Source organism: Frankia canadensis, assembly GCF_900197875.1.
GTDB classification, from domain to species: Bacteria; Actinomycetota; Actinomycetes; order Frankiales; family Frankiaceae; genus Frankia; species Frankia canadensis.
This window is the reverse complement of the sequence record NZ_FZMO01000368.1, coordinates 17,721-38,029: the sequence shown is the minus strand read 5'-3', so window position 1 is coordinate 38,029 and position 20,309 is coordinate 17,721. Positions and strand designations below refer to the sequence as shown.

Annotated in this window: 11 protein-coding genes; 7 read left to right on the top strand and 4 right to left on the bottom strand. The window is 73.9% G+C overall.

Annotation, left to right across the window (positions count from 1 at the left end; genetic code table 11):
* From C1A33_RS23905 to C1A33_RS23895, 3 genes are all read right to left on the bottom strand, one after another.
* The coding region (locus C1A33_RS23905) for a serine/threonine-protein kinase (protein ID WP_165818560.1) at positions 1 to 1,137 on the bottom strand (1,137 nt) is incomplete at its 3' end.
* A 581-nt stretch (positions 1,138 to 1,718) separates the two neighbouring features.
* Positions 1,719 to 2,357 (bottom strand): response regulator, encoded by a 639-nt coding sequence (locus C1A33_RS23900; protein WP_101833583.1) that lies wholly within the window; start codon positions 2,355 to 2,357, stop codon positions 1,719 to 1,721.
* 157 nt (positions 2,358 to 2,514) lie between these two features.
* A complete protein-coding gene (locus C1A33_RS23895; protein ID WP_101833582.1) occupies positions 2,515 to 6,531 on the bottom strand; it encodes a HAMP domain-containing protein in 4,017 nt (1,338 codons plus the stop codon).
* 173 nt (positions 6,532 to 6,704) lie between these two features.
* Between C1A33_RS23895 and C1A33_RS23890 the strand changes: the two genes are divergently transcribed.
* Positions 6,705 to 8,858, top strand: coding sequence for a SpoIIE family protein phosphatase (locus tag C1A33_RS23890; RefSeq protein WP_101833581.1), 2,154 nt, complete (start codon positions 6,705 to 6,707; stop codon positions 8,856 to 8,858).
* A 327-nt stretch (positions 8,859 to 9,185) separates the two neighbouring features.
* Positions 9,186 to 10,064 (top strand): ATP-binding protein, encoded by an 879-nt coding sequence (locus C1A33_RS23885; RefSeq protein WP_101833580.1) that lies wholly within the window; start codon positions 9,186 to 9,188, stop codon positions 10,062 to 10,064.
* On the opposite strand, the gene C1A33_RS23880 is transcribed toward C1A33_RS23885, so the two are convergent.
* Positions 10,045 to 11,487: an alanine racemase gene (locus C1A33_RS23880; protein ID WP_101833579.1), complete on the bottom strand. Its 1,443-nt coding sequence runs from the start codon at positions 11,485 to 11,487 to the stop codon at positions 10,045 to 10,047. The two genes, C1A33_RS23885 and C1A33_RS23880, sit on opposite strands and share 20 nt — an antisense overlap.
* 227 nt (positions 11,488 to 11,714) lie before the next feature.
* On the opposite strand from C1A33_RS23880, the gene C1A33_RS23875 reads away from it, so the two are divergent.
* The 5 genes from C1A33_RS23875 to C1A33_RS23855 are packed head-to-tail and all read left to right on the top strand — an operon-like array spanning position 11,715 to position 20,308.
* A complete protein-coding gene (locus C1A33_RS23875; RefSeq protein WP_101833578.1) occupies positions 11,715 to 13,157 on the top strand; it encodes a diaminobutyrate--2-oxoglutarate transaminase family protein in 1,443 nt (480 codons plus the stop codon).
* Positions 13,154 to 14,731 (top strand): pyridoxal phosphate-dependent decarboxylase family protein, encoded by a 1,578-nt coding sequence (locus tag C1A33_RS23870; protein ID WP_101833577.1) that lies wholly within the window; start codon positions 13,154 to 13,156, stop codon positions 14,729 to 14,731. The genes C1A33_RS23875 and C1A33_RS23870 overlap by 4 nt, the downstream gene beginning before the upstream one ends.
* The gene (locus tag C1A33_RS23865) at positions 14,728 to 16,629 is read left to right on the top strand and encodes an IucA/IucC family protein (RefSeq protein ID WP_101833576.1); all 1,902 of its coding nucleotides are present in this window, start codon (positions 14,728 to 14,730) and stop codon (positions 16,627 to 16,629) included. The genes C1A33_RS23870 and C1A33_RS23865 overlap by 4 nt, the downstream gene beginning before the upstream one ends.
* On the top strand, positions 16,626 to 18,182 hold the full coding sequence (locus tag C1A33_RS23860) for a lysine N(6)-hydroxylase/L-ornithine N(5)-oxygenase family protein (RefSeq protein ID WP_101833575.1): 1,557 nt from the start codon (positions 16,626 to 16,628) through the stop codon (positions 18,180 to 18,182). Before C1A33_RS23865 ends, C1A33_RS23860 begins: the two co-directional genes overlap by 4 nt.
* The gene (locus C1A33_RS23855; protein WP_101833574.1) at positions 18,179 to 20,308 is read left to right on the top strand and encodes an IucA/IucC family protein; all 2,130 of its coding nucleotides are present in this window, start codon (positions 18,179 to 18,181) and stop codon (positions 20,306 to 20,308) included. Before C1A33_RS23860 ends, C1A33_RS23855 begins: the two co-directional genes overlap by 4 nt.
* The last annotated feature ends 1 nt before the right edge of the window (position 20,309 follow it).

Sequence of the window (20,309 nt, the reverse complement as noted above, 5' to 3'; positions counted from 1 at the left end):
ATCGGCGGGATCGGCGGGATCGGCGGGATCGGCGGGATCGGCGGGATCGGCGGGAGCCGACGTGTCGGGTGGAGCGGACTCCTCGGCGAGCGCGGACCTCTCGGGCGAATCAGCCGCGTCTGCTGGGTTGGAAGCGGAGGGTGACGGGTCGTCGGGAGGCGGGTCCGCGGACGGATCGTCGTCGGGTGGTGGCTCGGCGGGCGAGCTGATCGTGGCCAGGACGGGGAGGAGATCCCGGGTGGCCGCGGGGTCAGCCGTGGGCCGCGACCCGCGGGTGGGTCCCGGCGCGGCGGGAGCCGGGTCGGGCAACTCCTCGATGAGGTGTTCCAGCAGCTCCGCGGCGACCGGGCGGCGTTTCGGATCCTTACGCATCGTGGCCGCGACCAGCTCACGCAGGGCGGGTTCAAGCGCGGACAGATCGGGTTCCGCGTAGACCGCGCGCTGGAGCAGCGCACGGGGCGTGCCGCCGCCGAACGGCGGCTGACCGGTGACCGCGAACAGCAGCACGCCGCCCCAGGTAAAGATGTCGGACGCCGTGGTCACCGCCTGACCGAGAGCCTGTTCGGGGCTGATGAAGGCAAGTGTCCCAATTCCCGGCGACGATGACCCTGAATTGTCAGCTAACACGGCGTTGAGTACCCGGGCGAGACCGAAGTCCACCAGGCGGAGCCCCTGTCCGGAAAGCACCACATTGGTCGGCTTCAAATCGGCGAAGACAATTCCGTGCTCATGCAGCGCGGCGAGCGCGGCCGCGAGCCCGAGGGCGAGCCGCCCGGCGTCGGCGGCGGACAGCGGCCCCTCGTCCTCGACACTGGCGGCCAGGGTCGGCGCGTTGACGAACTCGACCGCCACGTAGGGGGGCTGTGCGTCGGTGTCCACGTCCAGGATCGCTGCGATGCAGAACGGGTCGAGCTCGCGCAGCCGCTCAAGATCGTCCCGGAGCCGGCGGCGGAACTCGGCGTCCCGCCCGAAGGGCGCGGTGATCGTCTTGATGAGGACCGGGTGCGCAAGATTGTTACGCCCGAGAAACACCGGACCGGTCCCGGCGTCGACAAGCTTCCGTTCAACGGTGTACGGACCGATAGTTGCGGGGGCAATCCCGGTGAGTCCATAGGGAGTGCGCCGGGCAATCGCCATACGCCGAAACCTCCTACGGCTCAACAAACCGGCCGTGCGGGCACGGCGGCGGATCTGGTCGACAAATCCATGCTATCGGCGCCGACCGAAGACCGGGCGGCAACGATTCGGTTCACAGCCCGCGCTCAGCCTCGCCGGCGATCGCCAGGACAGTCCGAAGTGGACCATCCGGTACGGGTGGCAAGCCGGTTCGACACGGGCCGACAGGGCAATGGTGACCACAGGTGAGTAGCAACGGACACACCGGCACCTTCGGTCGGGTCCGTTGCCACCAGCGGCGACGGCGTGATGTGACCGACGCAACGATGGGCGAGGATCGCCGGGCGCGTCGCCTCGAGCCGGCGGCCGGCGGGCGTCCACCGCCGGCCGGCCCGACCGGACCACCGCGGGCACCCCGCCGGGGTACCCCGGCCCGCGCTCCGGAGCACGCCAGCGCACACCGGAGCACCCCGGCCGGCGGCCACGCCCGCCACGGTCAGCCACGCTCCGGCGCCACCCGAAATCCCGCCGCGCCTTGCCGCCTCACACCACGTCACACCACGTCGCACTGCCGCGACGCGACGTGGCCGCAGGACCGACCGTCAGGTGTTGGAGGAGCGGGCGAAGGGCTGAAGCCGGGCGACCAGCCCGCGCACCTCGGCGCCGGCCGCGGCGAGCGTCTCCTCCGTGGTGCTGTCGCCGCTGCCCTCGAGCAGGACGTCGAGCGCGATGAGCCGCTCGGCGACCTCCGTCATCAGGTCGAAGTCCCGCCCGCGCTGACGGACCAGCTCGGCCAGCCGCTCGTTCTTCTCGAACAGCTCGACGAACACGCTCACCTTGGCGCGCAGCAACCAGGGATCGAACGGCTTGGCGATGTAGTCGACCGCGCCCACGGCGTACCCGCGGAATGCGTGATGGGGTTCCCGGTCGATGGCGGTGAGAAAGATGATCGGGGTGTCCCGGGTCCGCCCGCGCTGCTTGATCCGGTGCGCCGTCTCGAATCCGTCCATTCCAGGCATCTGGACGTCGAGGAGGATCACGGCGAAGTCATCGACGAGAAGGCGTTTCAGGGCCTCCTCGCCGGACGACGCCGTCACGAGATCCTGGTCCAGCGAGGCGAGAATCGCCTCCAGCGCCATGAGATTGTCGGCGCGGTCGTCGACCAGAAGGATCTTGCTGCGGGGCCGTTCCGTGGTCGGCCCGCCTTCGCCGTCGACGAAACCGCCCGTCCGCTCGGTCACCCGCCTGCCTCCTCCTTCGCGGTCGCCCTGCCGACCTTCGCGGTCGCCCTGCCGGTCCGTGGTGGGTGTAGCCACCCCACCACCATCGCTGATCGCATCTGGGGGCCGCTCACCGGCCCACCGATACACGCCCGTTTGCGCACCATACGCGATCTGATCAACACAGATACGAGCGCATCACCCCGAGGAGGTGGTCGAGATCCACAGGCTTGGTGATGTAGTCCGACGCACCCGCCGTGATGCTCTTGTCCCGGTCCCCCGGCATGGCCTTCGCGGTCAGCACCAGGATCGGCAGCTCGGCGAACGCGGACATGTCCCGGATCATCGACGTCGTCTCGTTGCCGTCCATGCCGGGAAGCATGACGTCCATCAGCACGAGATGCACCGGGCCGGTGTCCTGCTGCAGCGTACGGATCGCGTCGTGGCCGTTGTCGGCGTAGAGCACCCGCATTCCGTACATCTCGAGGGCGCTGGTGAGCGCGAAGACGTTGCGGACGTCGTCGTCGACGACCAGGACCGTCGTCCCGACGAGCGGGTCCGACCCGTCGGGGCTGTCCGCCGGCGCCCGGCCGCCGGCGTCGGCCGGGCCGGTGAGGAACGGCGTGCCCACCGTGTTCTCACTCGGCCGCCACCCCTGGGCGCCGACGGTCGACGCCGCGCCGGCCGTCGGCGACGAGCCTCCCGGCGATGACGAGATGAAGGTCTCCGGCACCCCCACGCGATCACCAGCGCCGTCGGCACCGGACCCGTTCACGCCAGCCGCGGCGGCATCGCCCGGGGCGGCACCGATCGCCGAATCGCCGGCCACCCCTGTGCCGCCCCGGCCCGCCGCGGGCGCGTCGCCGGAGACGCCGGGACGCGGGCCGTGGACGCCGTTCGAGCTGGCGAGCATGCCCCCCGCCGGGCCGGAGCCGGGGATGGCGGGCACGGAACCACCCGCCTCGCCGCCGCGGCCCAGCGGTCCGTCCGGCGCGCCGACGATCATCAGCACGTCGTCGGGCTCGCCGGGTGTGACGCCGAACGCCGGCATCTGCGCGAGCGGGACCGTCGGCAGGTAGAGGGTGAACGTGCTGCCCCGACCGACGGCGCTGGACACCGCGATCGAGCCGCCGAGCAGCCGGGCGATCTCCTTGCTGATCGACAGGCCGAGCCCGGTGCCGCCGTAGCGTCGCGAGGTCGTGCCGTCCGCCTGCTGGAACGCCTCGAAGATCATGCGGAGCTTCTCCGCGGCGATGCCGATCCCGGTGTCACTGACCGCGAACGACAGCACCGTGCCGGCCGAGCGCAGGTGGCTGGCCAGGTGCGGCAGGTCCGGCCGAGCGAGAGTGACGTCGAGGCGGACCGAGCCGCTGTCGGTGAACTTCACCGCGTTCGACAGCAGGTTCTTGAGCACCTGCTGCAACCGCTGCTCGTCAGTGACGAACTCTGCCGGGACATCGGGGGCGAGGCTGACCTCGAACGCCAGACTCTTCTCGTTCGCGATCGGGCCGAAGACGGTGGCGACGGCGTCACAGAGCGCGCCGGTGCGCACGGCGGTCGCGTCCACGTCCATCTTGCCGGCCTCGACCTTGGACAGATCCAGGATGTCGTTGATCAGCCCGAGCAGCTCGGTGCCGGCGGAGTGGATCGTCTCGGCGAAGTCGATCTGCTTCTGGGACAGGTTGCGGTCCGGGTTGTCGGCGAGCAGCTTCGCCAGGATGAGCAGGCTGTTCAGCGGCGTACGCAGCTCGTGGCTCATGTTCGCCAGGAACTCCGTCTTGTACTGCGAGGACAGCGCGAGCTGCTCGGCCTTCTCCTCCAGGCCGATCCGGGCCAGCTCGATCTCGCGGTTCTTGTCCTCCAGCAGCTGCGCCTTCTCCTCCAGCTCGTTGTTCGTGCGCTGCAGCTCCACCGACTGCGAGCGCAGCTCCTGGGTGAGCCGCTGGGACTGGGCGAGCAGCTCCTCGGTGCGGGCGTTCGCCATGATCGTGTTGAGCACGACGCCGATGGTGTCGACGAGCTGGTCGACGAGGATCAGGTGCAGCTCCGAGAACGGCGTGAACGACGCCAGCTCGATCACACCGAGGACCTGGTTCTCGAACACGACCGGCACGACGACGAGATCGCACGGCGGTGCCTCACCGAGGCCGCTGCGGATGTTGAGGTAGCCGGCGGGCACGTGCTCGACCCGGATCCGGTTGCGCTCCAGCGCCGCCTGCCCGATCAGGCCCTCGCCGAACAGGAACGTGCCGTCCGAGCGCCGCCGCGGCACCGAGCCGTAGCCGGCGACGTAGCGCAGCTTGTCGCCCTCGATGAAGTCGAGCAGGTAGACCGTGCCCTGCTGGGCGTTCACCGCCGGTGTCATCTCGCTGATGATCATCTGGCAGACCGCGTACAGGTCACGCTGGCCCTGCATCTTGCTGCCGATGCGGGCCAGGTTCGACTTGAGCCAGTCCTGCTGCGCGTTGACCTCGGTGGTCTCCCGCAGCCGGGCGATCATCTGGTTGATGTTGTCCTTGAGCTCGGCGACCTCACCCTCGGCCTCGACCGTGATCGACCGGGTCAGGTCACCGCGGGTGACGGCGGTGGACACGTCGCCGATCGCGCGCAGCTGGATGGTCAGCGTGGAGGCGAGCTGGTTGACGTTGTCGGTGAGGTCCTTCCAGGTGCCGGCCACCCCGGCGACCGTCGCCTGACCGCCGAGCTTGCCCTCGACGCCCACCTCCCAGCCGACCCGGGTGATCTCGGCGGCGAACGAGGAGAGCTGGTCCACCATCGTGTTGACGGTGTCCTTCAGCTCGGCGATCTCTCCCTGCGCGGGAACCGTGATCTTCTGCGAGAGGTCACCCCGGGCGACCGCGGTGGCCACCAGGGCGATGTTGCGGACCTGGCTGGTCAGGTTGCCCGCCATCGAGTTCACCGACTCGGTCAGGTCCCGCCACACACCCGAGACCCCGCGCACATGCGCCTGGCCGCCGAGCGCCCCCTCGGTGCCGACCTCGCGAGCCACGCGGGTGACCTCGTCGGCGAACGACGAGAGCTGGTCGACCATCGTGTTCAGGGTGTGCTCGAGCTCCGCGACCTCGCCGCGGGCGTCGACGGTGATCTGCCTGGTCAGGTCGCCGCGAGCCACCGCCGCCGCCACCTCGGCGATGCTGCGCACCTGGGTGGTCAGATTCCCGGCCATGACGTTGACGGAGTCCGTCAGGTCCCGCCAGACCCCGGACACCCCCTTGACCTGCGCCTGACCGCCGAGCTTGCCCTCGGTGCCGACCTCCTTCGCCATTCGGGTGACCTCGTCGGCGAACGCGGAGAGCTGGTCCACCATCGTGTTCACGGTCGACTTCAGCTCGTGGATCTCACCGCGCGCGTCGACGGTGATCTTCTGGCTCAGGTCGCCCTGCGCCACCGCGGTGGTGACCTGGGCGATGTTACGGACCTGGCTGGTCAGGTTGCCCGCCATCGAGTTCACGGACTCGGTGAGGTCCCGCCAGACCCCGGAGACGCCCTTGACCTTGGCCTGCCCGCCCAGGTTGCCCTCGGTGCCCACCTCGCGGGCCACCCGGGTCACCTCGTCGGCGAACGACGAGAGCTGGTCGACCATCGTGTTCACGGTCGTGCCGATGCGCAGGAACTCCCCGCGCACCGGCTGGCCGGCGATCTCCAGCGCCATGTGCTGCGACAGGTCACCCTCAGCGACCGCCGCGATGACCCGGGCGACCTCGTGCGTCGGGCGGGCCAGGTCGTCGATGAGCGAGTTGACCGCCTGGGTCATGTCCGACCAGCCGCCCGGGGTGCCCATCTCCTCCATCCGCAGGGTCAGCCGCCCGTCCCGGCGAATGACCTTGCTCACCCTGGCGAGCTCGCGGGCATGGCGCTCCTGGGAGGCGGCCAGCTCGTCGAAGCGGCGCACCACCTCGCCGGCGACCCCGTCGCGGGCGGAGATCCGGCTCGACATCCGGGTCGAGAAGTCGCCTTCGCACAGCTTGGTCAGCCCGTACAGTAGATCGGCGATCAGCTCGTCCGACGACGTCGGCGACGAGGCGGACGACGTCAGCGTCGCGCGCGCGAGGTCCGAGCCACGGGGGGTATCTGCCTCGCCCGGTGCATGAGAGACGATGGTCGCGGTAGCGTCACGGCCGGGCGGAGCGGGATCGCGGCGGGCCGGGGACTGCTGGTCGTCAGTGGCACTCATCGGTCTCCTAGCTGAGCTCGGTCGGCACGATCGTCTCGGACGACGGGCCGGGTGGAACTGCCCGGGCCAGGGGCGGTCGCCTCGGGGCACCGGCGTGGCGGGCGTCGGTGGACAGGTGACACCAGCCGCCAGTATCCGCCTCACGATGGACAACGCAGGAGAGACTGAGCGACATGACTGGCGCAGGAGGGGGTCCGGGGATCCGGGCGCACGCCATCACGCTGCCGCCCACCCCCGACTCCCCCCGTTCAGCCCGACGGTTCGTGCTGGAGGCGCTACGCGGCCGGCTCGACGACGACCTGCTCGACTCCGCGCTCCTGCTGGTCACCGAGCTTGTCACCAACGTCGTGGTGCACGCGGGCACCCATGCCACCGTCGACGTGCGCAGAGAGGGCCACGGGGTGCGGGTGGGTGTGGCCGACCGTCATCCGGTCCGGATCGGGATGGCGCGGGTGAAGGTCGACGTCCCCCGGCCGGCGTCGGCGTTCACCGAGGAGGCCGACTTCGGCACGGACGGGCTGCGCGAGGACGGCCGCGGCCTCGCCCTCGTGGACGCGCTGGCGACCAGCTGGGGCACCGAGCATCATCGCGGCGGCAAGACCGTGTGGTTCCGCCTCGGCTCCCCGGAGATCACCGGCGAGGGTGCCGACCTCGCCTGGGACGAGACCGGCTCGGACGACAGCGCCGTCTCCGGCGACCGGGCCGCCCGGGGCGATGGCGACCGTGTCGCCCAAGGCCATGAGGTCGCCCGCGTGCCCGTCCAGGCGCGGCCGCCGCGGCTGATCGCGCGCGACAGCGCCCGGGCGCTGACGGCCGAGGGCGAGGTCGGCGAGCTGCTGGCCCAGCTCGTCGACGCGCTCGCCGTCACCGCCGCGCTCGTACGCCGCCCGGGTCGCGACGGCGGGCGGATCGAGTCCGTGGCCACGCTGGGCGTCGTCGGCGAGGACGCCGACGCGATGGCCTTCCCGCTCGATCCCACCCAGGAGAGCCTCGGCGAGCTGCTGCTGTGGCCGGTGCCCGGTGTCGGCCTCGCCCCGCCCGACGTCGAACGGGTCCGGCTGGCCACCCGCTGGATGGCGCTCGCGCTCGGCGGCGGGGACATGCGCCGGGCCGAGGAACGCCGCATCGGCATGCTGTCCTTCCTCGCCGAGGCGTCCGACCTGCTCGCCGGCAGCCTGGAGCTCGGCCACTCGCTGGCGCTGCTCGCCCGCCTGCCGGTACCGCGCCTGGCCCAGTGGTGCGCCGTCTACCTGCACCGGGAGAACGCCGATCCGGCGCTGTGGTCGGCCACGCACGCCGAGGAGAACATGGCCGGGGCGCTCGAGGTCGCCGCCGCGGACCCGTCCGGGGCGCTGATGGCGGCCGTGCGGGGCGCGAGCGGGGACCGGGTTCGCTCGCTGACCGCGCTCGGCGGCCCTGCGCTGGTGATGGTGCTCAAGGCGCGCCGCCGCCTGCTCGGCGTGCTCGCCCTCGGGCGCCCGGACGGCAACGCCTTCGCCGCCGACGAGATCGACCTGCTCGCCGACCTCGCCCGGCGGGCGTCGTTCGCCATCGACAACGCCCGCCTCTACAGCCGCCAGGTCGAGCTCGCCGGCACTCTGCAGGCCGGGCTGCGCCCGCCGGACCTGCCGCGCATCGAGGGCCTGGACCTCGGCTCCGCATACGGCGCCGCGCAGTCGGCGGGGCTGGACGTCGGCGGCGACTTCTTCGACCTGCTGTGGGGCCCGCTCGGCTGGACGATCGCGATCGGCGACGTCTGCGGCAAGGGCGCGGAGGCGGCGACCGTGACCGGCGTCGCCCGCGCGGTGCTGCGGCTGCTCACCGGCCGCGGCACCGATCTCGGCGAGGTGCTGCTGGAGCTCAACCGGACGCTGCGCGAGGCCGCCGCCTCCCATCCGCACGGTCAGGGCCGCTTCTGCACCCTTGCGGCGGCGTCCGTCACCGGCCCAGGGGAGTCCGGGATCGGGCTGCGCCTGTTCCTCGCCGGGCACCCGCAGCCGGTGGTGCTGCACGCCGACGGACGGGCTTCGCTGGTCGGGCGCCCCGGAACCCTGCTCGGCGTCCTCGACGACGACGAGGTCTCCTTCCCCGGCGTGGAGATCACGCTGCGTCCCGGTGAGTCCCTGGTGCTCTACACCGACGGCGTGATCGAGGCCCGCGACGGGCGGGACCTGCTCGGCGAGGACCGCCTGCTGGCCGCCGTCGGCGACTGCGCCGGGCTGACCGCGCAGGGCATCGCCGACCGGGTGCTCACCGCGGCGGAGCGCTTCGCCGGCGGCAACCTGCGCGACGACGTGGCCATCCTGGTCGCCAGGGTGCCTGACTGAGCCACCCGGCGAGCGACCCGCTCCGCGAGCGTCACCACCGCGCCCCCACCCACCGCGTCCACCGCTGCCAGGCGGTCTCCGCCCCCGCGAGCACGACCGGCCGAGTCCGGCCGAGTCCGGCCGAGTCCGGCGGATCGCGACGATCGTCACGTCCCCGCCGCCGGCTCGTCCTGCTCGACGCGCGAAACCGCAGGTCGGCCGCGCCCGGCAAGATCGAATGCCCGGCTGGCATCGACACAAGCGTCGCGATCCGGATACCGACGCTTCAATCCGCCCCCAGCGGGTACACCGAAACTCGATGTCCTCGTTGTTCAGGCTTGGTGGTCGATGAGCGCGTCTTCGGTACCGATGGACGTGGTGCGGCAGGCAACGTCAAGTTGCCCACCCGCGACCCACATCCTCGCCGAGCTTCCCTATCTTCCCTCCGCCGTCCCGCAGGCCCGCCGGGTGCTGCGGGAGGGCATACGGCTCGCTCGGCTTCCCGAGGATGTCCGCGGCACGGCGGAGCTGCTCGTCAGCGAGCTGGTGACGAACGCGGTGAAGTACGGCGAACCACCGCTGTGGCTGTTCATCGAGATGCGGCCCGGGCTGATCCACGCCTCGGTGTCCGACACCTCGACCGCGCTGCCGCAGCGGCGCACCGCCGCTCCCGACGCCGAGGGCGGCCGTGGCCTGCTCGTCCTCGACGCGCTGGCCGGCAGCTGGGGGACGGTGGCCGCCGAGGGCGGCAAGTACCTGTGGTTCGACCTGCCGGTGCCGGTCGTCCCCCCGGGCCCCGCACTTGACGCGGACGGCGCGGTGGTGCCACGTCCGACGGATCCGCACGGTGGTCCGGATCCCCGTGGCAGGGGCGCCGAGATCGTGCCGGACCCGGCCGCGTCACCCGATGCCGGTGACGCCCAGCCCGGGGCGAGTCGAGGATCCCCCGGCCGCGGTCCCACCGGTCACGGACCCTCCGGCCGGGGTCCCAATGGCCGCGGTTCCGCCGGTCACGGCGCCGCCGGTCACGGATCGGCGAGGCCCGGGTCCGCCCGATCAGCGGGCTCCCCGGCGGACTCGTCGCCGGATGGGGAGTCCGCGCCGCCGCGGGCCGCCCTGCTGTCGTCCGCTCCCGCGCGTGACCGCCTGCCCGGCGTGGGGTCGCCGGCCGGGCGCCGAGCGGGCATGCGGGGCACGTCCAACACGATCACGACCCGGCTGTTGTGAGGCCGCCGCGCGCCGTCGGCACCGTCCGCACGGCGAGGCGGTGGGGCCGCGGATGGCCGAGGAACTCGGCGAGGGCGAACTCATAGCCGTACGCCCCGGCCATGGGAAAGACGACGACGTCCCCAGGACGCACCGGGCCTACCAAAATGTCGCGGGCGAGGGTGTCCTCCGGGGTGCACAGCTCCCCGACGACCGTGACCGGGCGGTCATCGCGCGCCACCGCGCCCTCAGGCCGGTGCTGGCCCGCGGGCGCCGGGCAAGGGACGACCGCGAAGTTGTGCACGATCTCCCAGGAGGTCGGCAGGGCGAAGTGGTGGATGCCGCCGCGCAGGACGAGGAAGTCCGTCCCGTACGAGTGCTTGACGTCGACCACCTCGGCGGCGTACCAGCCGCAGTCGGCGACGAGCAGCCGTCCGGGTTCGAAGAGCACGCGGGCCCCGGCGGGCACCGGGAGCCGGGCCAGGCCGGCACCGAAGCGTTCCAGGTCGAAGGGGCGCTCGCCGCGCCGGTCCGGCTCGAACGGCACTCCGAAGCCACCGCCCACGTCGATCACGCGCAGGTCGATCCCGGCGGCCGCGGCGGCCCGCCCGGCGAAGTCGAGGCACCATCGCACATAGTCCAGATGGGCGTCCGCGTCGAGGTTGCCGGACACGGCGTGCACATGGAATCCCACCACCCGCAGCTGGGGCAGGGCCGCGGCCACCGCGAGGACCGCCGGCACCTCCGGCTCGGGCACGCCGAACGCGCTGGGTCGCCCACCCATCTGGAGGGCACCGGCAAGCCGCACCCGGGCCGGGTTCACCCGCACCGTGACGGTGGCCGGCCGGCCCAGCCGGGCCGCCACCGCCGCCAGTCGCCGCAGCTCGCCCACGCTCTCCACGTTGACCACCGCCTCGGCCTCGACCAGCGCGGCCAGCAGCGCCGCGGACTTCGCCGGCCCGGACGCCACCAGCCGGGGCGAGCGGGCGGGGTCCACCCGGCGAAAGGCGGCCAACGCCGCCCGCACCTCCCGCTCGGACGAGACCTCGAACCCCTCCACCCCACCGGGCCCGCCCGCCCTGGCAGCGCCGCCCGCCGCGACAGCGCTGTCCGCCCCGGCAGCGCTGTCCGCCCCGGCAGCCGCAGCGGCGTCGCTCGGACCGTCCGCCGCCGCGGGGCTGTCCGGACCGCGCAGCAGCGCGTCGAGCACCGAAGGGTAACCGTTCGCCTTCACCGCGTAGTAGACCTCGGCCCACCCCGGCAGGCAGGAACGCAGGGCGGCGGCGTTGCGCGCCGCGACGGCCGGATCATAGAGGTAGACGCTCGTCTCCTCGTCCTCGTCCTCGTCCTCGCCGTCGCGGGCGCGCACCGCCGCCAGCACCTCGGCCGGCAGCCGCTCCGCCCGCAACGCGCGCAGTCCCCCCGCGGACGGTGGCAGATCCATCTGGCGGCCTCCTCACCTTGCGCACTCCCGGGCGGGAGAGCCGGCGAGGCGCCGAGCTCGTCCCAGGAGCTGCGATTTCGCGACGACGCGGGGCGTCGGGGCGGACTATGAGAGGCATCCCCCGCCGGTGCTCCGCGCTACCCCGACTTCGCTGGTAGCGACGATCATCCCGCTTCTTAGGTTAGGCTCCCCTCCACCTGACCCGCGTCGAAAGGAAGTCGCCCGATATGACGATTTCCACCCGAAACGGCGCGAACGTCGGCCGGATCGCCCCCGCCGTGGACCCGGTCGGCATCCTCGAGCGGCAGCAGGCGCGGGAGTCCGCCGCCCGTACCTACGCGCGCACCCTCCCGATCGTGCCGGTCCGCGCGCAGGGCTCCGTGATCCACGGCGCGGACGGCCGCACCTACCTGGACTGCCTGTCCGGCGCCGGCACGCTCGCGTTGGGGCACAACCATCCCGACGTCGTCCGGGCCATCACGGACACCCTCGCGAGCGGCGCGCCACTGCACACTCTCGACCTCGCGACCCCGGAGAAGGACGCGTTCACCGAGGAACTGCGCGGCTGCCTGCCGTCGGGGCTCGGCGACGACGTCAAGCTGCACTTCTGCGGCCCGAGCGGCGCCGACGCGGTGGAGGCGGCGATCAAGCTCGCCCAGACGGCGACCGGCAACCACACCATCCTCGCGTTCACCGGTGGCTACCACGGCATGACGGCGGGTGCGCTGGCGGTGACCGGCAACGTCGCCGTCAAGAGCCCGCTGCCGCCGGGTGGCTCGGTGGTACGGCTGCCGTTCCCCCACCCGTACCGGTGCCCGTTCGGGGTGGGTTCCGGCCCCACCCGCACGGCCGGGCCGGACGGCGTCGAGCTCTCCCTGCGCTACATCGAGCGGCTGCTGGATGATCCACTCGGCGGCGTGACCAGCCCGGCCGGGCTCATCGTCGAGGCCGTCCAGGGCGAGGGCGGGGTGGTGCCGGCGCCCGACCACTGGCTGCGCGCCATCCGCGAGATCACCCGGCGGCGGGGCATCCCGCTCATCCTGGACGAGGTGCAGACCGGGGTCGGCCGCACCGGGCGCCTCTGGGCCACCCAGCACAGCGGCATCGCGCCCGACATCCTCGTGATGTCCAAGGCGATCGGCGGCGGGCTGCCGATGGCGGTCATCGCCTACCGGGCCGAGCTGGACGGCTGGGCGCCGGGCGCGCACACCGGCACCTTCCGCGGCAACCAGCTCGCGATGGTGGCGGGCACGGCGACGCTGCGCCGGGTGCGCGCCGACCGGCTCGACGAGCAGGCCGGCCGGCTCGGCGCGCGTCTGCTCGCGGGCCTGGTGGACATCGCGCGGGAGTACTCGCAGGTGGGCGACGTCCGCGGCCGTGGCCTGATGCTCGGCGCGGAGATCGTGGATCCGTCCGGGCCGGCGGACACCGTCGGCGCGCGTCCCGCCGACCCGCGGCTCGCCGCGGCCGTACGCTCGGAGTGCCTGCGCCGCGGCCTGATCGTCGAGCTCGGCGGGCGGCACAGCGCGGTCGTGCGGCTCCTACCGCCGCTGACCATCACCCCGGACCAGGTCGAGCGGGCGCTGTCGATCCTCGCCGACGCGATCGGCGCGGCCGTCCGGTCCCACCCCGACCTCCATGTCGACGAGTCCGGACGCGGGATCCGGTGACCGGACCGCCCGGCTCCGACCCGGATCTCACCGAGCTCGTCGACGTGGTCCTGGCCGCGCTGGCGGACGGTCGCCGCCGCCGGGGCGGCCCTCTGCCCGCCGGCGGCCCCGGGCGGGTGCGCGCGGACGTCCGGGACGCGCTGGGCGCCTCCCTCGACCGGGCCATGGTGATCCCCGCTATCGGCGACGGGCCCGCGGTGGCCCTGGCCCGGTTGACGGGTGCGCTCGCCGCCGGCTCGGCCGATCCGGCGGACCCCCGGTGCGCCGCCCATCTGCACTGCCCCCCGCTCGCCGTGGCGGTCGCCGCCGACCTCGCGGTCAGCGCGCTGAACCCGTCGCTGGACTCGTGGGACCAGGCGCCGGCGGCGACCACCATCGAGACTGAGGTAATCGCCGCGCTCGCGCGCCTCGTCGGCTTCGATCCCGCGCTCGCCGCCGGCACGATCACCACCGGCGGGACCGAGTCCAACCTCATGGGCCTGCTGCTCGCCCGGGACGCCGCGCGGAGGCCGACGATCCGGGTGTTCCGCTCGGCCGCCGCGCACCTGTCGGTCGACCGCGCCGCCGCCGTGCTCGGCCTGGACGACCCGCCGGTGCTGGCCGTGCCCACCGACGAGCGGGACCGGATGCGGGTCGACCTGCTACGCCGGGCGCTGGCCGAGCACGCGGGGCCCGCCGTCGTCGTCGCCACGGCGGGTACGACCGACGCCGGCGCCGTCGACCCGCTGCCGGAGATCGCCGCGGCCGTCGAGGAACATCGTCTCCGGCTGTGCGGGCAGGCGCGCGCGCATCTCCCGAACGGCGCGGGCCCGGCCGGTCATCCGGCGGCCTTCGGCTGGCTGCACGTGGACGCCGCCTACGGCGGTGGCGTGCTGTTCTCCAAGCGGCTGGACGGCCTGCTCGCGGGCATCGCCCAGGCGGACTCGGTGGCGCTCGACCTGCACAAGCTGGGCTGGCAGCCGATTCCGGCCGGCGTCTTCCTCACCCCCCGCCCGGACGGCTGGCCGAGCCTGCGGGCCCCGGACGCGGAGTACCTGCGCTCCGACGACGACGAGGCGGCCGGCTTCACCAGCCTGCTGGACCGCTCGCTGCGCACCACTCGGCGGGCCGACTCCTTCCCGATCGCGGTGACGCTGCGGGCGCTCGGCCGCGACGGACTCGGCGCCCGCGTCGACGCCTGCCACGAGCTCGCCCGGCACGCCGAGCGGACCATCCGCGCCGAACCCCGGCTCGAGCTCGCGCACCCGGTCACCCTGACCACGGTCGTCTTCCGCTACCGTCCGCCCGCTCCGACCGGGCCAGGCGGCGGCCGCGAGAGCGAGCGCCACCGCGAGAGCGCGAGCCCGGCGGCACTGGACACACTCAACGCCGGCATCCGGCGCGCGCTGCTCGTCGACGGCCGGGCGGTGGTGGGCCGGACGCGGGTGGGGCCCGACCGGGCGATCCACCTGAAGCTGACCCTGCTCAATCCGGAGGCCACCCCCGCCGATGTCGACGCGCTGATCGGACTCGTCCTCGCGACCGGCGACCGGCTGAGCGCGGGGGACGCCCCCGCCGGTCGGGCCAGCCGATGACCGGCGGCGAGCCGCCCGCCGCCACGGACGTCGCCGACGACGTCGCTCTGGAGACCCTGCTGCGCTGCTGGCTGCGCGAGGCCGGAATCGACCTTCCCCCGGGCGCTCGGACGGCCCGCTTCGAGCTGCCTGCCTCGGGCCTGTCGGTCCGCGCCGCCATCAGCCACCGGTCGGTCTGCGGGTGGCACCGGTTCGGCCCGGTCGAGCTGGTGTCCCCCGGCGGCGAGCCGTCGACGCTCGACGCGGGCCTGCTCGCGGCCCTGCTCGTGCGGGAGGTCACCGCGGCACGGGGCCTGCCGGCCGCCGCCGGCACCGAGGCGCTCGGCCGGATGATCGACTCTGCTCGGCGCATCGCCGGCCACCTCGAGGCCCGCCGGGCGGCGGGGACCCGAACGGGCCAGCGGCCACCGCCGTTCCTGGCCGCCGAGCAGGCGTCGGTCAGCGGCCATCCGTTCCACCCGGCGGCGCAGAGCCGGCAGGGCGCGTCGGATCGGGCGATGGCGGTGTACTCCCCCGAACGGGCCGGGTCCTTCGCGTTGCACTGGTTCGCCGCCCATCCCGACGCCGTCGCCACCTCCGGGACGGCACCGCGACTGGGCACGGCTGTCCGGCGGTCCGGCGACACCGCCGCGACCGCGCGCCGCCCCGCTGTCGGCTCCATGCCCGAGTGGGAGGGGGGACACCGCCAGGCCGGGCTCGCCGAGCTGCTCGCGGACCTGTCCGGTGGCGTCGACGTCCCGCCCGGCTACCTGATACTGCCCGCACACCCGTGGCAGGCGGCGGAGCTGACGGGACGCGGCGAGGGAGCGGCCGCCGAGCTGCTCGCCGACGGGCGTCTGGTCGACCTCGGCGTGTCCGGGCCGCGCTGGTACCCCACGACGTCCCTGCGGACGGTCTGGCGGCCGGACAGCCCGGTCATGCTCAAGCTCTCCCTCGGGCTGCGCATCACGAACTCGCGGCGGGTCCTCCAGCTCGGGGAGCTGCGCCTGGCGGAGATGGTCAGCCGCCTGTTCGACGCCGGCCTCGGCGACCCGCTCGCCGCCCGTCACCCGGCGTTCCACCTGATCGGGGAGCCCGCGTGGGTGGCGGTGACCCATCCGGACCGGCCGGCGGCGCGGGCCGCGATCGGGCTGGAGACCGCCGTCCGCGTCAACCCGTTCGGCGCCACCGACCGGGCGGTGTGCCTGTCGGCGCTCGTCGCCGCCCGGCCGGACCTCGCGGCGGACAGCCGGGGCCGGGCCCGCGCGGCGATGCTGCCGGTGCTCCTGCTCCGCCGGGCCGAGCGCGGCAACGAGCCGGTGGAGGACCTCGCGGTGAGCTGGTTCGAGCGGTACCTGGCCGTCCTGGTCGCCCCGGTGCTCGACCTCTACCTGCGCTGTGGGGTGGGGGTCGAGGCACACCTGCAGAACACCCTGCTGACGGTGGACGCCGACGGCTGGCCCGTCGCCGGCTGGTACCGCGACAGCCAGGGCTACTACGTGACGGCGTCGGCGGCCGCCAGCGCGCAGCACCTGATCCCCGGCTGTGCCGACGGCCTCGATCTCGTCTTCGACGACGACCTGGTGGCCGAGCGGGTCGCCTACTACCTGATCATCAACAACGTCCTCGCCGTCGTCGGGGCGCTGGGGGCCGCCGGTGTCGCCGACGAGCACCGTCTGCTCGGACGGGTACGGGCGCTGCTCACCCGGCTCGCCGACCCCGCCCGTCCGGACCAGGAGCCGGACCGCGTACCCGCCGGCCGGCTCCGGCTGGCGCACACCCTGCTCACCGCCGCGACGCTGCCCTGCAAGGCCAACCTGCGCACCTGCGTCGACGGCCGGGACGAGCTGACGGGGCCGGTGGCCACCCAGTCGGTCTACGTACGGATCACCAACCCCCTGCTGGAGGCCGCACCGTGACGTCGCGCATCCCCTTCCCGTCCGATGACCCGCCGCCGGGCGCGGTGGTCGTGCCGGCGTCGCGCGGCGACCGGGACGACCGGGACGACCCGGTCCACGACCTCGTGGGCATCGGGCTGGGTCCGTTCAACCTGTCGCTCGCCGCGCTCGCCGACGGGGTGCCGGGCCTGCGCGCCGCGTTCTTCGACCAGGCGCCGGTGTTCAGCTGGCATCCGGGGCTGCTGCTGGACGGCGCCACCCTGCAGGTGCCGTTCCTGGCCGATCTGGTCACCCTCATCGACCCGACCAGCCCGTGGTCGTTCCTGGCCTACCTGCGGGCCCACGACCGCCTGTTCCGCTTCTACTTCTACGAGCGGTTCCACATCCCCCGCCGCGAGTACGACGCCTACTGCCGATGGGTCGCCGACAGTCTCGCCAGCACCCATTTCGGGGTGCGGGTGGACGCGGTCCGCTGGGACGCGCAGGCGGGGCTGTTCCGCATCGCGCTGAGCCGCTGCGCACCCCCGGCCGGGGCCTCACCCGACGAGACGGCCCGCGACGAGATGGGGCGCGACGAGACGGGGCGCGGGGCCGCCTGGTCGACGCGGGTGGTGTCGGCGCGGCATGTGGTCCTCGGGATCGGCACCGAGCCGAGCGTGCCCGCCGCCTTCGCCGCGGTCAGCCCGCTCCGGGCGTTCCACGCGGCGCGGTATCTGGAACGACGCGCGGACCTGGCCCCGCTCGGGCGGGTCGCCGTGGTCGGTTCGGGCCAGTCGGGCGCCGAGGTGTTCGCCGACCTGCTCCGCGCCCAGCGGCCCGAGCGCCAGCACCTCACCTGGATCAGCCGCACGCCCGCGTTCGCCCCGATGGAGTACTCCAAGCTGGGCCTCGAGCAGTTCACCCCCGACCACGTCCGCTACTTCCACGGCCTGCCACCGCGGCGCCGGGACGCCCTCGTGCCCGCCCAGTGGCAGCTGCACCGGGCCATCGACGTGGACACGATCGGGCAGATCTACGACGTGCTCTACGAGCGGACGATCGACGGCGCCGACGCCGCCGCCACCCTGCTGCCCGGCGTCGAGGTACGCGCCGCCGCCCAGGCCGCGCCGGACGGGCCGATCACACTGACCTGCCACCACCGCGACCAGGACCGCCACTTCACCCTGACCGCGGACGCGATGGTGCTGGCGACCGGGTACGCCCCCCGCCGGCCGGCACCGCTCGACCCGGTGGCCGACCGGTTCGACCTCGACGGCCAGGGCCGCTTGCGCATCGACCGCCGCTACCGGGTGGCGACGGACCCGGAGCTGACCGGCCGCGTCTACGTGCAGAACGCCGAGCTGCACACCCACGGGGTCGGCGCGCCGGACCTCGGGCTGGGCGCCTGGCGCGCCGCGGTGATCCTCGACGACCTGACCGGTGGGCGCGCCCACCGGCTCCCGCCGCCGTCCGCGTTCACGACGTTCGGCGCCCCCACCGAACCGGACCAGGCCCACCCCGATCCGGGCGGCCCCCGATCGGGCCAGGCCGGCGCCGCCGGGCATGACGCCGTCCTGCACGAGGCCAACCGTTGACCCACGCCACGGAGGGCCGGACCCGGCCGGGGGCGGCCGGCTGGCAGCGGGCCGGCCGCGCGCTGCTGACCCGCCTGCTCGCCGAGCTGGCCTATGAGGAGCTGCTCTCGCCCGAACCGGACGAGCCGGAGGACCATGCCGCGATCTCCCAGGATCCTCCCCCGATCGGGCGGGGCCCCAGCCGCGGCTACCGGGTCTCGGCCGCCACGGCCGTCTATCGGTTCCGCGCCCGGCGGGGCACCTTCGGCTCCTGGTGGATCGACCCGGCCAGCCTGCGCCGCACGGCCGCCGGCACCCGCGCGGCCGGGGCGGTTGACGCCGCCGGGACGCACGGCACCGTTGACCCGCATCACGCCACCCCGACGGTCGACGGGGCGGACGTCGACGCGGCGGACACGGTCGCGGCGGAGGACACGGTCGCGGCGGAGGACACGGAGAGCGCGGACGACCCGGTCCGCTTCCTGCTCGACGTCCGGGAGCTGCTCGGCTGGAGCGACGACGTCCTCGCCGACGTGGTGCGCGACCTCGTCGCGACCCAGACGGCCGACGAGCGCCTGCTGGCCACCGCACGGTCGGCCGCGGAGCTCGCCGACCTGCCCTTCGCCGCGCTGGAGGGCCATCAGTCGGGCCACCCCTGCCTCGTCGCGAACAAGGGTCGGCTCGGCCTCGGCGCCGCGGTCGACCGATATACCCCCGAGGCTCGCGCGCCGTTCCGGCTGCGCTGGGTGGCCGCACATCCGCGCCTCGGGATCTTCCACGCGATCGGAACCGGCGAGTCCGATCCGGACCCCGGTGACCCGCGGCGAAGCGGCGACGGTGCTCCCCGCCCGCCGGTGGCCGGTCCCGGGCCGACGCACGCCGACGGCACCGCCCGATCGGACCAGGCGGCGTTGCTGCGCGAGGAGCTCGACGAGCCGACCCGCGCCCGGTTCACCGACGCCCTGGCCCGCGCGCTGGCGGACACCACCCTCGCGGGGCTGGCCGCGGACTACGTGTGGCTGCCCGTGCATCCGTGGCAGTGGGAGAACGTGATCGTGCCGATGTTCGCCGCCGAGCTCGCCGCCGGCGGGCTGGTCCCGCTGGGCGAGGCGCCGGACCGCTACCTCCCCCTGCAGGCGGTGCGCACCCTCGCCAACGTGGACCACCCGGAGCGCCGCAACGTCAAGCTGGCGCTGATGATCCGCAACACTCTGGTGTGGCGCGGGATGTCGGCGGCGGACGCCGCGGCCGGCCCGGCCGTGTCCCGCTGGCTGCTCGACCTGCGGGAGTCCGACCCGTTCCTGCGGGACGTCACCGCGGTGCTGCCGCTGCCCGAGGTGGCCGGCGCGGCGGTGACCCATCCGGTCTACGGCACCCTGCCCGGGGCGCCCTACCGGCTGCACGAGCTGCTCGGGGTGCTCTGGCGCGATCCGGTGGAGGGGCTGCTGGCCCCGGGCGAGCGGGTCCGCAGCCTCGCGTCGCTGCTCATGGTCGGCTCGGACGGACGGGCGCTGGTCACCGAGCTGGTGGCCCGGTCGGGCCGGCCCGCACGGGCGTGGATCTCGGCGCTGCTCACCTCGCTGCTGCCACCGCTGCTGCACTACCTCTGTCGCTACGGCGTCGCGTTCACCCCGCACGGCGAGAACGTCCTGTGCGTGTTCGACGCGGACGGCCTGCCCTGCCGAATCGCGATCAAGGACTTCGGCGCCGACATCGAACTGGTCGAGGGCGTCCCTGCACAACCGTCGGGTCTGTCCGCGCCGGTCGAGCGGTACTGCCGTCGCTGGCCGGGCCGGGTGCTGGCGCACTCGGTGCTGTCCGCCGTGTTCGCGGGCCACTTCCGCTACTTCTCGGTGCTGGTGGCGGATCATCTCCGGGTCGAGGAGGAGGAGTTCTGGCGACTCGTCCGGCACGAGGTCGACGAGTACCACGGGCGCTTCCCGCAGCTGCGTGACCGCTTCGAGGACGCCGCCCTGCTCCGTCCGGCCTTCGAGCGGGTCTGCCTGAACCGCGAGCAGTTCGCGGGCGCCGGGTTCCACGACCGGGCGGATCGCGACGGCGGGTTCGACCTGATGGACGGGACGGTCGTGAACCCGGTGGCGATCGTCCCGGCGGGCGGGACACCGCCCGAACCGGCGGCACCGTGAA

Coding starts and splice junctions, on each gene's coding strand:
- C1A33_RS23890 (WP_101833581.1), top strand. CDS start 6,705: ATGACTGGCGCAGGAGGGGGTCCGGGGATCCGGGCGCACGCCATCACG.
- C1A33_RS23880 (WP_101833579.1), bottom strand. CDS start 11,487: ATGGATCTGCCACCGTCCGCGGGGGGACTGCGCGCGTTGCGGGCGGAG.
- C1A33_RS23875 (WP_101833578.1), top strand. CDS start 11,715: ATGACGATTTCCACCCGAAACGGCGCGAACGTCGGCCGGATCGCCCCC.
- C1A33_RS23865 (WP_101833576.1), top strand. CDS start 14,728: ATGACCGGCGGCGAGCCGCCCGCCGCCACGGACGTCGCCGACGACGTC.
- C1A33_RS23885 (WP_101833580.1), top strand. CDS start 9,186: ATGAGCGCGTCTTCGGTACCGATGGACGTGGTGCGGCAGGCAACGTCA.
- C1A33_RS23895 (WP_101833582.1), bottom strand. CDS start 6,531: ATGAGTGCCACTGACGACCAGCAGTCCCCGGCCCGCCGCGATCCCGCT.